At 37.5% G+C, this 15,496-nt stretch carries 17 protein-coding genes; 15 read left to right on the forward strand and 2 right to left on the reverse strand.

Going from position 1 to position 15,496, the window contains the following annotated elements; all coding sequences use genetic code 11:
• Nucleotides 1-37: 37 nt before the first annotated feature.
• From ACY2RT_RS12235 to ACY2RT_RS12285, 11 genes are all read left to right on the forward strand, one after another.
• The gene (locus ACY2RT_RS12235) at nt 38-1,261 is read left to right on the forward strand and encodes an MFS transporter (RefSeq protein WP_490156207.1); all 1,224 of its coding nucleotides are present in this window, start codon (nt 38-40) and stop codon (nt 1,259-1,261) included.
• Complete coding sequence (locus ACY2RT_RS12240) at nt 1,258-2,274, forward strand: PLP-dependent lyase/thiolase (RefSeq protein WP_490156208.1); 1,017 nt, start codon at nt 1,258-1,260, stop codon at nt 2,272-2,274. The genes ACY2RT_RS12235 and ACY2RT_RS12240 overlap by 4 nt, the downstream gene beginning before the upstream one ends.
• Nucleotides 2,267-3,817, forward strand: coding sequence for a hypothetical protein (locus ACY2RT_RS12245; protein ID WP_490156209.1), 1,551 nt, complete (start codon nt 2,267-2,269; stop codon nt 3,815-3,817). The genes ACY2RT_RS12240 and ACY2RT_RS12245 overlap by 8 nt, the downstream gene beginning before the upstream one ends.
• Nucleotides 3,818-4,360: 543 nt before the next feature.
• Nucleotides 4,361-4,513 carry a hypothetical protein gene (locus tag ACY2RT_RS12250; protein WP_490156210.1) on the forward strand — a complete coding sequence of 51 codons (153 nt, stop codon included), beginning with the start codon at nt 4,361-4,363 and terminating at the stop codon, nt 4,511-4,513.
• Nucleotides 4,514-4,568: 55 nt separating this feature from the next.
• Complete coding sequence (locus ACY2RT_RS12255) at nt 4,569-4,811, forward strand: hypothetical protein (protein WP_490156211.1); 243 nt, start codon at nt 4,569-4,571, stop codon at nt 4,809-4,811.
• A 94-nt stretch (nt 4,812-4,905) separates the two neighbouring features.
• On the forward strand, nt 4,906-6,045 hold the full coding sequence (locus ACY2RT_RS12260; protein ID WP_490156212.1) for a hypothetical protein: 1,140 nt from the start codon (nt 4,906-4,908) through the stop codon (nt 6,043-6,045).
• A gap of 133 nt (nt 6,046-6,178) precedes the next feature.
• Nucleotides 6,179-6,757: a hypothetical protein gene (locus tag ACY2RT_RS12265; RefSeq protein ID WP_490156213.1), complete on the forward strand. Its 579-nt coding sequence runs from the start codon at nt 6,179-6,181 to the stop codon at nt 6,755-6,757.
• A gap of 140 nt (nt 6,758-6,897) precedes the next feature.
• Nucleotides 6,898-8,349, forward strand: a complete 1,452-nt coding sequence (locus ACY2RT_RS12270; protein WP_490156214.1) for a type IV secretory system conjugative DNA transfer family protein — start codon at nt 6,898-6,900, stop codon at nt 8,347-8,349.
• Nucleotides 8,339-8,785, forward strand: a complete 447-nt coding sequence (locus tag ACY2RT_RS12275; protein ID WP_490156215.1) for a hypothetical protein — start codon at nt 8,339-8,341, stop codon at nt 8,783-8,785. Before ACY2RT_RS12270 ends, ACY2RT_RS12275 begins: the two co-directional genes overlap by 11 nt.
• 52 nt (nt 8,786-8,837) lie before the next feature.
• The gene (locus tag ACY2RT_RS12280; protein ID WP_490156216.1) at nt 8,838-9,320 is read left to right on the forward strand and encodes a relaxase/mobilization nuclease domain-containing protein; all 483 of its coding nucleotides are present in this window, start codon (nt 8,838-8,840) and stop codon (nt 9,318-9,320) included.
• Between the two features lie 2 nt (nt 9,321-9,322).
• The gene (locus tag ACY2RT_RS12285) at nt 9,323-9,628 is read left to right on the forward strand and encodes a hypothetical protein (RefSeq protein WP_490156217.1); all 306 of its coding nucleotides are present in this window, start codon (nt 9,323-9,325) and stop codon (nt 9,626-9,628) included.
• Between the two features lie 9 nt (nt 9,629-9,637).
• Here the strand turns inward: ACY2RT_RS12285 and ACY2RT_RS12290 are convergent, their stop codons facing one another.
• Entirely contained in the window at nt 9,638-9,877 is a 240-nt protein-coding gene (locus ACY2RT_RS12290) for a hypothetical protein (protein ID WP_490156218.1), read from the reverse strand.
• 423 nt (nt 9,878-10,300) lie between these two features.
• On the opposite strand from ACY2RT_RS12290, the gene ACY2RT_RS12295 reads away from it, so the two are divergent.
• On the forward strand, nt 10,301-11,353 hold the full coding sequence (locus ACY2RT_RS12295) for a hypothetical protein (protein WP_490156219.1): 1,053 nt from the start codon (nt 10,301-10,303) through the stop codon (nt 11,351-11,353).
• A 41-nt stretch (nt 11,354-11,394) separates the two neighbouring features.
• Here ACY2RT_RS12295 and ACY2RT_RS12300 read toward each other — a convergent pair whose 3' ends face one another.
• Entirely contained in the window at nt 11,395-11,784 is a 390-nt protein-coding gene (locus ACY2RT_RS12300; protein ID WP_490156220.1) for a helix-turn-helix domain-containing protein, read from the reverse strand.
• A 131-nt stretch (nt 11,785-11,915) separates the two neighbouring features.
• Between ACY2RT_RS12300 and ACY2RT_RS12305 the strand changes: the two genes are divergently transcribed.
• From ACY2RT_RS12305 to ACY2RT_RS12315, 3 genes are all read left to right on the forward strand, one after another.
• Nucleotides 11,916-13,451 (forward strand): hypothetical protein, encoded by a 1,536-nt coding sequence (locus tag ACY2RT_RS12305; protein ID WP_490156221.1) that lies wholly within the window; start codon nt 11,916-11,918, stop codon nt 13,449-13,451.
• A gap of 134 nt (nt 13,452-13,585) precedes the next feature.
• Entirely contained in the window at nt 13,586-14,551 is a 966-nt protein-coding gene (locus tag ACY2RT_RS12310; RefSeq protein ID WP_490156222.1) for a tyrosine-type recombinase/integrase, read from the forward strand.
• Nucleotides 14,538-15,434, forward strand: coding sequence for a tyrosine-type recombinase/integrase (locus tag ACY2RT_RS12315; RefSeq protein ID WP_490156223.1), 897 nt, complete (start codon nt 14,538-14,540; stop codon nt 15,432-15,434). Before ACY2RT_RS12310 ends, ACY2RT_RS12315 begins: the two co-directional genes overlap by 14 nt.
• Nucleotides 15,435-15,496 lie beyond the last annotated feature (62 nt).

The raw sequence follows: 15,496 nt of genomic DNA on the forward strand, positions 1-15,496 counted from the left end.
TCTGACCATCAAATACCTTTGAAGGAAAATCATTCATATGGACACTCAAAAGAAATATGGCTTGTTGAGCTTGCCAGTAATTATTGCAGGTTTGGGTTATTTCGTTGACATCTACGATCTAACCATTTTTGGAATACTAAGAGTCCCAAGCCTGAGGGATCTGGGATTCGATGAGAGTGATATATCAACGGTAGGGACTTTGATCTATAATGCCCAATTGCTGGGGCTAATAATTGGGGGGTTTATTTGGGGAGTTATCGGAGACAAGTACGGCAGGAAGAATATTCTCTTTGGATCAATACTGGTATATTCTGTAGCGAATATTGCCAATGCATTTGTAGATGGAGCAACAGCATATACTGCTTGGAGGTTTATTGCTGGAGTAGGTCTTGCCGGGGAACTCGGAGCAGGGATTACCCTTATAGCGGAGTTAGTTAAAAAGGAGAAGAGGAGTTTTGCTACATCACTCGTAACTGGAATCGGATTATTGGGAGCGGTCGTGGCATACTACACATTCGAATGGACCAGTTGGAGAACCGCCTACATTGTGGGTGGAATACTTGGGCTTGTTCTTCTATTAGCTAGGTTCAGGTTTTTGGAATCCTCCATATTTACTAAAACCAAAAAAGAGGTAGAGACAATGAACAGGGGTAATCTTACTCATTTACTTTTTAGGAAAAAGAACCTCTTTACTTATCTAAGCTGTATAGGGGTCGCTATACCTATTTATTTTTTCTACGGAATTTTCGCAGCCTTTTCCAATGAAATTGGACTGGCGCTGAATCTGGACAATGAAATCATTGCTGGAAAAGCAGTTGTTTGGTGTTACGCTGGCCTGTCTTTTGGAGACCTCGTAAGCGGTCCGATCAGTGCATATTTTAGGTCCCGGAAAAAGGTCATCTTGGGTATGATGCTTATGGTATTCTTTACTACGTTGGCGATCACACTTTTGACCCAGAGTTCTACAATGTACTATTTTATGGTTTTCTTAGGAGGAACATTCTCAGGGTATTGGGCTCTCTTCATGATCATGACTTCAGAAAGTTTCCCAACCCAGATCAGGGCAACTGCAACCACATCTGCCCCTAATATGGTAAGGGGTGCGCTTATTTTGGTTTTGATGTTGTACCAAGGATTGAAAAACAACTTTGATGTGATAACTTCAAGCCTGATCGTTGGGGGTGTTTGTCTTCTCATAGCTATACTCTCATATTCCATATTACGGGAAACGTTTAACAGGGATTTAGACTTCACGGAATGAGACAGAGTGTAAATGCTGTAAAAAAAGAACGTCCCGATATTTTCAATTTCTTGAATGGTGATGTGTCGCTCTTAGGTATTTTTGACCTCCCCACTCCTATAGATTCAGAACGGGTAAAAATTTATAAGGATGCCTATGAATCGATAGGTAATACCCCAATACACAAAATAAATCTTGGGAAAAACGACAATGTCCTCTATACAAAATTGGAATACAAAAACAGGTTCGGCAGCAATCACTATGCGCGTTATTGGTTGATCTATTTTTTTATTGCCGAAACCCTTATGTTGATTTATCCTACTCACGACGAGATATTGGAAGTTACCTCTGGAAGCTCAGGAATAGCACTTTCTAAAGCCTGTCGGTTACTCGGATACAAACTCACCTTATTTGTTCCCGAAAAAATATCCTTAGCAAGAAGGAATGCTATTGAAGGTGATCATGTTACTATCATTACTTCAAAGGGCTATATTGATCAGTGCATCAAGGACTTCAAAGCGTTACGCGACAAAGACAAGTTCAGATATTTTACACCAAACCATGCCGAGGAGAAATCTAACATAATATTGGATGTGTTCAAGCGTATAGCTATTGAATTCAAATCACAACTAAATATGACTCCAGAGTATAGTTTCTTGGCTTTGGGTAATGGTTCTTCTGCAAAAGGAATATTACAATACTTTCAAACCTTTTGTGGGAAAGAAAAAAAATGCCTATTTTACGGCTATCAACCTAATTTTAATAAGGTTGATGTCTCCCCGATTTTAGGCCTCAGGCCTCCTAACGTCAACTTCCGTCATATTGATTCGTATGTGGAGGATAATCTAGAGATTGAATTCACGGATGAATTAGATATTCGAACGGTTAGGGATAAGTTTTTTTATAATGAAGAGATCAAAAAATTTGGGATTACCTCACTTTATGCAGTGGCGTTAGCTATGAAATGTGCCAAATATACCAAAAGAAACAATTTTTTCTCAATTGCCTACGATACTATTGACATGTATGACTAAAAAAAATGACATACAGAATTATTTTATAGACCTGTACAAATCGGTATTGAGAGAATATCAATTTTCTCTTAAAGGTATTATCGATAGGGATAGGACTATATCTCGCTTTTTCAATGACATGTCCAGTCATGGTTTTTTTACCAATAAGAATTTCACTTTCTTGATGGGAGGCTTCCTTAGATTGGAAGATGAATACCAATTCAGGAACAATATTTGGAAACCCATTCCTTTTTCGTATTTATATTACAAATCTTATGGTAATGCTCAAAGAGAAAAAATCCTTGGATTTTACTATTATTGTTTATACAGGGTTTCGAAAAACCTCAGTACTTCGTATGTGCTTTCTCAAACCATAGTATCTGATATTGACTTCAAAGTATCCGTTGACTTAAGTCTTGAAAGGGTAAGCTTGAAATTTAATGATAAACTCAGGCTTTTGGAAGTAAAAATCCCAAGGGGTATAATTTTAGAAGAATATCACAAACTTAATCATGATGATTTTATTACGGTTTTTCATGAAAAATTGAAATCTAAAGATGGAGATGATTTTATTCATTTAGCTGAGAAAGACAATGAAAATGATTTTATTATAAAGACGTTCGATGATTTAAATGAATTTACAAAAGAACATTATGAAGATGCATATAGAATTTTTTTTAATCATAAGAAGTGGGATGTATATTCCAATGAGTTGGTTAATAGACTTAACGAAAAGAGAAAATCTAACCCTGAAATTTTCAATCCAAAAGAGGAAATAACAAAAAAGTATTTTGGTTATTTAGCAAACTGTTGTATCTCACTGGCTTTTCTGAGCTACTATTACCAATCAAGTATCGAATATCTTTTGAGCGTAGCTAGTGTAGAGGATTATAATGATGGAAAAAGACAGTTTCGAAACCTTGGGGGGCTAATAATCGGTTATGATTTAAACTATGAAATCAAAGAGAATGAACGTATATACCTCAATATAATTTCAGATCGTATTACATCCATAGTTGCAAATGATTATTTAAACGATGAGATATCAATAATAGAGGTGATTAATTTATGGCCTAGAATTAAAACGGGGGAAATAACCAAAGAAGCAGAATTCATGAAAGATGAATATCTAAAAAAGCGCTATTCCCAAGATTGGCTAGATTATGAGCGATCTATTTCCAACAAAGCCAAACAAATTTGTAGTGGACTTCTGTCTAAACTAACTGAAATAGACAACATCACAGTTCATACAAATGCTAAATCAAAACTCCATGGCTTTCCCGATTTAATGGTTAAGCCCAAGGAATTGTGGAAATTTCTGGTTACCCGAAGGGTTTTATTAGGGCTTTTTTCTCAAGAAAAGCAGATTAACGAATTGATCGAAATAAAGAATGTAGGTTTTTTGAACAAAGCTTATTGGTTAATTTCCGGGACTTATAAAGGAGTAACCAGCCGTCCAAATAATTTAACCGCAGGTATTTTTATAAAAGAAAAGAATTTCAATACAAATTTTAAAAAATACTTCTTCCCCGAAGAACTTAAATGGTATAAACAACAAAAATAGATTTTTTGTATTAAAACTGTATATAACTAATTGAAAATTAGTACTATGCCAATTACTTTCATATTTTTGAATTCAAGTGTTTTATTGAAATAGTAAGGAAAAAGACAGTCCTTTTATATAAAAAATAAATAAGACTGAAAGTTTCCTTCCAGTCTTAATCAGCTTACCACATCTCAGAGTTTTGGTCGACTAAAGATGTGGAATAGAAATTTTCCTCTAAAGTAATAATTTTCAGGAACTTTTCTATAAGTATTAAAGCAGAATCTGTCTCGGTTATCAACCTCCTATGTGGATAACTAGAATTTTGGAAGGGGCTTTTGGTCAGGTATAAAATATCTGATTATGTCATTATTAACTTTTCAATCCAAAAAAATCATCACTATAAATATTAGGGATTGTACTATTCCTAATCTTATGATACAGTTTATTGTAGTAAATCACAGTATTGTAAATAAGCAATACCTCCATCTTAATTCTCTTTTTCAAAAGCCTCCTTAAAAAATAAAATCTATAGCAACCAACAATTAATTAAAAAAAATGAAAATGAAAACTCAAAAAAGAATAAATCATACATATAAGATAAAAAGTGGAAAAGTTAAAAAAACTCATTTAGAACTTAATATTTTTTTAAATGGAAAAAATATTAATGATTCAAAAAATGGGGAAGTATTTTTCCCCTTTCCAAGAAGAGTATAAATAATCATAAGAAAGGAATTTGTTGAATATCAAAAAATAAAGCGGAAAACTATGGATGCGCCGAAAGCAGAAAAAACGAAACTACCCCGAATGCACGGAACCTTTTGAAGTTTTAACCCACAAAAGGCTGTTGAAGATGGATTTTTTAGATTTTATGGGACGGATTTGGTTACTTTTCGATCCCATTTCTAAACAATACATGGCATTCGATGGCCATACCAATCAGGGGTATCACGCCCCTAGTTTTCAAAAGGTAGAGCGTCAGTTTAAAAAACTAGTCGAGTATTACAAAAAATAGATTTACCAAAGCACCCTGAAAATCTTTAAGGTGCTTTTCCTTTTTATTATTAACCCTGTCTGCCGATAGGCAGGCCTAAAGCGAAACACTATGCATGTTCAAACACAAAAATCAAGACAAACACGAAAAACTGGTTACAGTGATCAAAGCATCGGACCATCAGTTTGTAGAGAAGTTTAACAACATTTATCTTCAGGAGATTGTTCCACTGACTGTAGAAACAGCCAAAGACCATGCCGGACAGAACATCCCGTCAGCTAAAACCAAAAGTTCTATTCATACAGAATTTCTAACCACCCGTTTTAACCGGGCTGTTGTGGACTACAAATCTTCTTCCCAGAACAGCCAACAGCAGTTCCATATGAACCAGGAGATCAAAACGTTCAAACGTCAAAAAAAGCGATTACTGGGAAAGTTAAAAAAGGCAAACAACAATATCCGTATTCAATTACGGGCCTTTGAAAACCTCAAATCATATCGGGAAAAGATTGCCCAATATCAAAAAGTACTTCCGGGAATCATTGGCCTGTGCTGTGGGGAAGCCCTTTTCTCGGCCACAAGTTTGCAATTGCTAATGCCCAATATGGCACTAAGTCTTTTGGTGGGGGTTGTTTTTGCCTTTGCCCTCTACTATTCAGCCCTTATCGGCACCAAAATTCTACGAAAAACCACCTCGCAGATCCAGTTTGTAGGAGTTTTGGCAGTCATTCTAGTGGTAGTAGGGGCAGTCTTTTATACGCTGGGACACTTTAGATTAGAGTATTTAAGGGTGATAGCAGACGGGCAGACAGGTTTTAAGCTCTCGCCCTTTCAATTTATGGGCATACAATTATTCCTGTTCTGCTGCGCACTGTTTTTAAAACTTAGCTACCTCCCGCTAAAATCCGAACTGGAAAAATACCGCCGGTGGAAAAACGCCAAAAAAGATATTGAGAAACTTAAAAAACAAAAGGATATTCTGGATACCACACTGGAAGATATGGAGCAGAACCTCAGTACCAGCCTTATTACCCGGCGAACACTCATTAGTAGTTCTAAAGATGTGGAACTCAAAATTGACGCGATGTATAAAGATGCGTATCAGGTATATATCAGCAACAACCTTCATTACAGAAGCGATTCGGCCATACCACTGTGCTTTAAGGATCAGTCCGGGTTGCCGCCGCTAACCCTGTACTTTCAGGACGAGGCGCTACTTGAATTTGATAATGCGGAGATGGAAGATGATGAATAAGTCAGTATTTTTAATAGTAATGAGCCTTGTGGCATGTAGCCCTGAGGTTCCACGGGCAGAAGCATACTCTGTATTGTATGACCTTACTGATCCCCTGATCGCCAGACCTGATTCTAAGGAGTTAAAAAAGTATATGAGACTTGACGATACCAAAAAATCGGTACTGGTCAGGTACTTTGAAATCTCCGATGTGGACTACAATCCCTCCAAAGAACTGGTTCGCCCAGCCAGCCAGAGCGGGCTACTTTCCAATGCGGTGGATGAAAAACGAAAAGCCCGTGAGTTTGAAGTCAAACTGGACAGCCTTTTTGTAAGACAGGATGCTATATTCAAAGCTCCGCATTCCTCCATTTTTGAGCCTATAGTTTCGGAGCTAAAAATACTGGCATCTCTCCCAACAGACTGCGTAAAACATCTTATTGTCTACAGCGACCTGATGGAGAACAGCCACTGGCTGTCTTATTATAGAAGTGAGGATTTGTGGCTGCTGAATCACCAACCGAAGCAACTGGTGGAGCGGTATTTGGGAAAAGCCAAGGAACTACCTCACACTTCCAATGTGAGTGTCCATGTGGTTTTTATCCCTAAAGACAACACAGAAAACACCCGGTTTAAAAAACTACGGACAGTGTACAGCCAGGTCTTCGGTCAGCTAAAGATTCCCATTTCCTTTTCAGCCAATCTAACGAGTGCCACCCGTAGTTATGAGTAGCCGAAACAAAGCATGGGGGATCATAAAGGCGGTGCTGTCCGTAATTGTTAAACTCCTTATAATCTGGCTCTACCTTATAAGCTCTTTAGTGGAGATTGTACTTAAAAACCTCAATGAATTTTTAAAGCGTAAAATTTGATATGAAAGCATTTTTTGATATTCTAAAATTACTCATAGAGAGTCTTTCAGAATTTCTTGGACTGTGCTTTGATCTTTTGAAAAAAGACCATCGCCTAAAAGCACGCTTTGGCTCAAAGTCACCCTTAAGTAGGCGTAATACGGGTTATGCTGTAGGTCACCTGCGGCTATCAGACTCAGACAGTGGAAAATCGAAGATCATCATAGGCCCTTCTGGGACAGGGAAGACCACCATGTTCTTTTTAAATACGCTCTTTTCATCGAATGGGAATTTTGTGGTGTTGGATGTCTCAGGAGAATTGCTTGAAATTGCCGGAGCTGCTTTGAAGGAAAGGGGTTATGAAATTTCAGTGATCAACCCGAATACGGCTGACTGTTCCACCGATGGCTGGAATCCTTTTGAAGCACTCCGGTATTCGCCAGAAAGCACCAAGAGTTTTTCCAAACTCCTTGTGGATAATACCATGACGGGGGCTTCAGACCCTTTTTGGAACCTTTCGGCTGTAAACACCATAGCACTGTTTATGGACTTCATCTTAGAGGTTTTTGACCGAAAGTACCACACCCTGTATTTTCTAAAATACTTACTTGAGCGTTTTGCAGGGGAGCCTAAACTATTTGACCAACTCTTTTCCCGTTACGCCTCAGATGTTACTTTTGGAGCTTACAAGGCTCTGGTGGCCTCCGACAGTAAAGTAGTTACAGGTGTTTTGGCTACCTGTCAGGCAGCTTTGGGTGTTTTTGACAATCCGGAGGTGGCACGTGTTACGGGAAACCACACCTTTTCAATGGAGCGGTTTATAACATCGGACAAACAAGTGGTCTTTATTCAAAATTCGGTGTTGTCACAGGAGTTTCTAAGGCCGGTAAATTCCTTGTTCTTCTACTTCTTCTTTGAAACCCTGATGCGGGAGCTTAGAAACAAAGATGCTCCAAGGATCTATTTCCTCATTGATGAAGCCTCATCCATTAAGCTCGGAAGCATGTTGCCGCTGTGTATGGTAAACCTTAGAAAGTACGGTGGCAGTATCTGTCTGGGGTTACAGTCCTACCAACAACTGGAAACCCTCTACTCAAGGGAAGAGGCAGTCAGTATTTTGCAAAATTCCTATGTAAAAGTCTTTCTTAGGAACCTGGACATTAATTTTTCCAAAACCATTGCCGAAATGCTCGGGGAGTACACCTATCAGGACACCAAGAGTGAGACTGACCGTAACCGCAAATTGGTTACTCCCGACTCCATCCGGGCTATGAAAGAAGGGGAGTGCCTGCTCTTTGTAGGGGCTGAACGTGGAGTCTTCTTAAAAAGGGTTAGGCCTTTTTACAAAATCAAAAAATACCTGACTCTCAGCAAACTGGCTCCACCGGAGCTTATCTATAGCACATTACCCAAACCTGAAGTAGCTAAGCTCTCCGATATGGTTCCAAATGCTGATATAGAAGATGGCATTTAAGTACAAAAGTGTTTACGATTATTTGGACGAGGTTTTTAAAGATCGCTGGGCTGTTGCCTACAAGGACATTAAAAAAGCCAAAAAGGACTATTGGCGGATGTACAACACTGACCTTAAACGTCGTCAGCGAAAGAACTACCGTGTAGTTTCTGCCCGCTTTTCAAAGGATGAGTATGATCGAATTCAGACGAAGATGGGTGCTCACAAGGCAGTCTCCGGGTTTATCCGTGAGGCGGTACTGGGTTACATGAACCGGAAACCTGTCAAAACCCGGATTGTGGACACTTCAGTCATTGAGCAGCAGCTCTTTTTAATCAGTGAGTACCTGACGGATCTCACGGTAACGGAAGAGCTTAAGGCGGGTGCTGAAGCCATCCGCTCATTGGAAGAGAAGATCGCCGATCTTGAAGAAGCAATTTTAAAAATTGATCATTAAATCACGGGGATATAAGGGTAAGAGGAGCATCCGCTCGGTCATTCATTACGTAATGCGTGAATCCGGGCGGGACGGCTCTTTTGTGATTACCCGTTTTGTAAAGGGAAAAGATCATTCTCCCGATACTATTTCCGGGCAGTTTGAAGAGAATGAAAAGCACCGTATCCATAGGCGAAAGAACAACGTAAAAATTCACATGGAGGTGTTGTCTTTTCATCCAAAGGACAGAGAGAAACTAAAGGACAACCGAATCTTGCAAGCTATCGCACGAAAGTATATTTCCCTCAGGTCAAAACATGCTATGTGTGTGGCGAGCGTTCATCGGGACACTTCCCATACACATCTTCACTTTGTCTTTTCCGGGGTGGAGTATCGCACGGGGAGATCAACACGCTTGTCAAGGGCTGATTTTCATAGGGTAAAGTTGGAAATGGAGGCATTTCAAAAGAGGCGGTTCCCAGAGCTTTCAAAGTCTGAGATTGATCACAATCCAAGTAAAAAAAAAGACAAAGCGTCCTTAAAGACCCGGAACTAGAAATGAAAAAGAGAGGTGCTGTCTCTGACAAAGAACAGGTAATTACAGAGCTTGAAAATGCTTTTGCTTCGGCTACCTCAGAGAAAGATTTCTACACCCGGCTAAGAAAACAGGGACTAGTTATCTACTTTCGAAGTGGTCGTGAGGCCGGAGTGGTATTAAAGAGACGATTTCGGTTTAAGACCCTTGGTTATGATAGGGAAGTATTAAAGAGTCTTGATAAGAACTTATCTAAAAATAAACGCCTTGATACCCTAAAGCATATTCGGCTAAAACAAAGAAACCGTACCAGAGGAAGAAAACGATAAATTAATATCTTAAAGCCAGTTTGAGATAAGCTGGATTAAAAAACCTATAAACAGGAACATGGTTCCCAATCTCACTTTTTTGTTCATTTTTTTTGCAGTAATTCTCATTTTATCATAAACTTCTTGGTCATAAAAAAAGTTATCAAAATTAGCCTTTGGTGTGTTTTTATATATTAATACAGCACCAACTATATCAATAAATAGCCCTAGGGAATTAACCCATACTGAGATTTCAATACCTAATATCATTTCAGAAAATTTAGTGTTCGTCCGGTAAATATAGAATAATCCGTAGGGGGTTCTAGGGTCTCCCTAGCAGGACTGCATTATGAAAAAGAACTTGTCATAATGCAATCCTGCTTACCGATATCTTAAAAGATTGTGTTTGTATTCTGTTTAATAAATTGCTCGCTTTTGACTCATTATTTTTTGAGTTGCCTACCTGTATCATAACGAATATTTGGTGTGACTACCACCAAAATTTCTATAAAATAGAGATTTGATTATCATCAGTCCAATTTCAGAAAGTTGTTTTGAGAATTTTGGATAGGACAAATTTTTAAGTATCTTTATATCTCTCCCCATAGAATATACCCATTACTGGGTATTCTAATTAGAGTTTTCATTATATACTTTTAATCCTGGAAAAGGGAAAAATTTTATATTATTACTATGGGCACATTTTCACGAACTTTATTCATTTTTATAGTTATAATTTCTCAGATTTGTTTGGCTCAAAAAGACCTAACAATTGACCTCTCTGAAGGCACTAATGATTTTGTTACTCAAAGTATTCCTGCTAACGTGGAAGTTACTATCACAATTATTAATAAGCTTCCAGATGTAGACTATAGTGTGGTTGTGGAGAAAAAATCGGCTTGGTTGGATCCTTTGGAGTTTCCAAGAGAAGATCCAAATATTAGATCGCTTGGAGTAGGTCTTCGAGCGTGCGATGCATTTTTGACCAAGCTAGGGAAAATCTATCTTGCCACAGATGAAAATGAACTGCCAGCATTAATCGATTCAATAAAAATAGATATCAGTGAGATTAAGAAGATTCTTCAAGTACAAGATACTACGGATGAAGGATGCACAGCATATCATGTATTCAAAGCTGAACAGGTACTCCAATTTACCAAAAAGATAGTATATTCTGGAAAACTTAAAAAAGGGGAAGAACTCGAAGTTACCATAGTACGTAAAACTGATGGTGATCCGAAAACCTGGAAATATAAATATAGAACTCCTAAACGTGGAAAATGGATCACTAGCTATGGTTTTTCATTTATTGCAGGAATCTTAAATGAAGAAGAAACTTTCTTTTCAAAAGCGGTAGATTCCTCATTTGAAATTACAAAAGAAGAAGGGCGTAAAAAATTAGATTTTGCTCCGTCCATTTTTTTTACTTGGATTCCTTATGAAAGTCTTAATCAAGACTTTTCTCTAAATCTTACCGCAGGATTAGGATTCGATCTTGAAGCTCCCACAGCTTTTATAGGAGGCTCTTTGTTCTATAATCAAAATATTAGCTTCGTGGCTGGAATAACTGCTCATAAGCAGAAGTTTCTTGATGGTCAATATACAGAAGGACAGGTTATACAAGAAAACCTGACTGAAGATCAACTTCATAATGATTTATATACTGTAAATCCTTTTGTTTCTCTTACATTTAGGTTTGGTAGTAATATCTTCAAAAAAGAAGAGGGAGAAAGCAATGAAAATTAAATAGTATTTTGATTAGTTGTGAAATTTAGGTAGCTCAAGGTCTATTTCTCTCTTATTCTATCCAACTCCTCTAACCGCTTCTTCATTTTCACCTCCTGTAACTTTTCCAACTTATCCTTTTCGATAATTGAATCCAATAGGATATCTACTACACTCCTATTGTAGTCAGACAGATCAGTGATCATTTCCAGTTTTTGGGCGATGGTTTTATCAGCTATTTCTCTCGATTGAAATAAATCTCCAACGGCAATACCGATGGCATCACATACCCTTTCTAAGGTTTGTAACTGTGGGGATACTTGTCCTGTTTCTAGCCTTGAATAGGTACTGGCGAGCATACCGGAATGCTCTGCCACATAAGCTTGGGTAAGTTTCTTTTCTTTTCTAAAGAATTTCAGGTTGTCAATCATTAATTGATGTGAAAGTGTCATAATCATTAAATATTTCACTTCAAATGTAGGTGAAAATTATTAAAACACCAATAAACACACTAAATAAGATATTTTATGTGCTTAAAAGCATTATTTTAATTATATTTGTGTGTCTAATGCGGATATCTTCTATGAACACATTTAATTCAACTAACAACAATCACTACATTTTTACAACTGAAATGATGGTTTTTCATATTCTTGGTGGTTTAAGTATACATGGCTTGGATCGTATGAGAGTAACTTTAAAGGTACATAAGCTAGATGATGAGTATCACGCTCTTAGGCATAACATTGATTTGTATAATTCCAACGGGGTTGAAAAACTCGTTTGTAAGATTGCCGAATTTTTGGAAGTAGGCACTTCTAAAATTAGAAGAGGCCTGCAAGAACTCATTAATAAGCTAGAACAACATCGTTTGGAATTGTTGGAAAAGGAAAACAAGGAGGATATAACAGAATACCAACTTACTAAAGCAGAACGAAGATCTGCTATGCGACTTTTAAAATCTTCTGGCTTATTGGAGAAAACCAATAAACTCATTGGAGCAAGCGGAGTAATTGGGGAAGAAACCAACCGACTGCTGATGTATCTTATTTTCACTTCCCGGAAAATGGAAAACCCATTGCACTGTATATCCTTTGGCAGTAGTGGTTCGGGGAAAACACACTTACAGAATAAGGTCGCCGAGTTAATCCCGGAGGAAGATCGTCTTGAAATTACTGTCCTGTCAGCCAATGCATTTTACTACTTCAAAAGAAATGAACTTAAAAACAAACTAATCTTAATTGAAGATTTAGATGGTGCTGAAGAAGTACTGTATCCGCTACGGGAATTGCAAACCAAAAAGCGTATTACCAAGTCAGTAGTACAGAAGGGAATTGGCGGACAAGGAAAAACAAAAAATCTTACCGTGGAAGGTCCCGTTTGTGTAGCCGGGTGTACAACACAGGAAAGTTTGTATGAGGATAATTCCAATCGTTCCTTCCTGCTCTATATTGATGAAAGTATCGAACAGGATGAACGAATTATGCAATACCAACGGAGAGCCTCCGCTGGCAAAATAAATATTGAGGATGCATTATATGCAACCAAGCTATTACAAAACACGCAGAGGCTATTATCACCTGTTACGGTCCGCAATCCATTTGCAGAATACCTGGTTCTCCCAAGATCAGTATTTAAACCAAGAAGAAGCAACAGCCATTACCTACAATTCATTGAAGCTGTTACTTTCTACTGTCAACATCAACGAGAATCAAAATTCTGCAAGCAGACTGGAGAAGAATATATCGAAACTACATTGGAGGACATCAAAAAGGCTAATGATTTAATTAAATCGGTACTGCTTAGAAAATCCGATCCTCTCAACGGTGCTACTCGCAATTACCTCGAAGCCCTAAAAGGGCACTTAAAAAAGAAGGGAGATGTAGTTTTCTTTAATAAGGAAATCAGAAGGGAACTACGCATAGCGGAATCAACCCTCAGGAGATATCATAATCTTTTGTTACAGGAAGGATATATTCTTAAAAGACAGGAAAACAGAACTGAATCCTATAGTTATGAAATTGTGGATGTGGATGAGTATAAGAACTTAGAGGATATAGTAGAAAAAGCATTAAATGATTGCTTGAAAGATCTTGAAGAAGAACCTGTAATGAGTTGATTTTATATAGGTGTCGAGCTTCTCGACCGCCAGAGGTTCGCCATTAGCATAATGGCGAGGTTAACTATTTAATAATGAGAAGATAACGAAAGGTTCGCCACAAATTACTAAAATTATAAAAGCGTAATAAAAAAATGAAGAAACTACCCCTTAGAAGTGAGACATTTATCTCCCTGTTAGATTCCTACCGGAACTGGCTGGATGTTCTTGGGTATGCAGAATCTACCGTTTATAACCTACCTAATCACCTCCAAGAATTTTTTTATTTTCTTGAACGCCGAGGACATACTGATCTTAACAGGGTAACAACTAAACTCATAACAGAATACTATAAAGAGCTATCCACTCGTGCTAATCAGCGACAAGGAGGTGGAATTAGCAAAGCATTTTTAAACAAACATCAACAAACTCTAAAACTTTTTTTAGTCTATCTCAAAGAGCATAATGCCAATATCACATTTGGCGTTCACTTAAAAGGAGAAAAGATAACCTATCATAATGCTGATAAGGTAATTCTTACCCAAGAGGAAATTAAACAACTCTTTGATGCTTGTAATTACTCCCACATGAGTGAGCATTTTCAAATGAGGGATAAAGCAATTCTTGTATTGTTATACAGTTGCGGACTGCGAAGAAATGAAGCGGTGATGGTCAACTGTGAAGATATCCTAATGGAAAAACAGAGAATCTATGTCCGCAAAGGAAAAAACTACAAAGAGCGGTTTGTTCCACTTAACAAATACAACCTAGATATACTTATAGACTATATCTATGAAGCCAGACCAGAGTTTTTTGGCAATTACCAGACAGATGCATTGTTACTCTCCAGCCAACGAAAAAGAATAAGTGATATAACCATGGCTAAAAGATTAGATGCTATTGTAGAAGCTACCGAGAATGAAACTATCATAGAAAAGAAGATTACTCCCCATATCCTTCGTCATAGTATTGCTACTCATCTAATGCAGAACCATGTCCCTATGCAATCTATTAGTCAATTCTTAGGACATACTTCAATGGAAAGCACTCAAATATATACGCACCTGGCAATATCAGAGGATAAACAAAAAACGCAGTTAATAAAAGATGAAATCCTTTAATGGTTACTTATTAGAACAAGACTATTCTAAAACAACGATACAATCATATCTGCGTTCACATGAATTTTTTATTAAATGGTGTGATACTAAAGATTATGAAATCGACACTATTGATTACAAAGGATGTTTGCAGTATGTCAAAAAAATACAACAACCCAAAAAAGGAAAAGTGATATCAAAGAAAACTGCCAAACATCAAATAGGAGTTTTAAAAATATTTTTCAATTACCTTATTGAAGAGAATTTCCGAGGAGATAATCCCTTTCAGAATATCAACATTCGTGGGGTAAAGCGAAGTCTTAACCACAACCTTTTAGAGTTTGAGGAACTGGAAGATTTATTTTACAGCCTACCTACTCGAAACATTCAGCTCCCAAGTAGCCCCCATGTAGCTTCAAGGGATAAAGTCATTACCGGTCTAATGGTATATCAAGGTTTAAATGCAACAGCACTTAAAAATCTTAAAACAGAGCATTTGAATTTGAATACCTGTCGGATTTATATTCCATCCACGAAAAAAACAAACAGCAGGGAACTAAAACTTGAATCCTGCCAAATATTATCACTGTCGCGATATCTTGAAATAGACAGGCCAATACTTCAACAACTGATTAACTGCCACACAGACGGCTTATTTCCACTACACGGGGATAGATTTCCCTTTACCTATGAACTTTTTAAGAAGTTAAAACGTATCAATTTCAATGTAAAAGATATCAAACAGATTCGGGCTTCGGTTATTACTCATTGGCTTAAGGCCTATAATATCCGGAAAGTGCAATATATGGCAGGGCATCGTTATATTTCTTCGACTGAACATTACGTGCAAGACAATCTGGAAAACTTACATGAAATGATCGAGAGTTTGCATCCTATTGTTTAATTAAACTATCTTTACTCTTTACTCTCCCCAGCTCATATAGACTGTAGTGCGGTAATCCGTAA

This window comes from Ulvibacter sp. 2210JD10-4 (assembly GCF_058148525.1).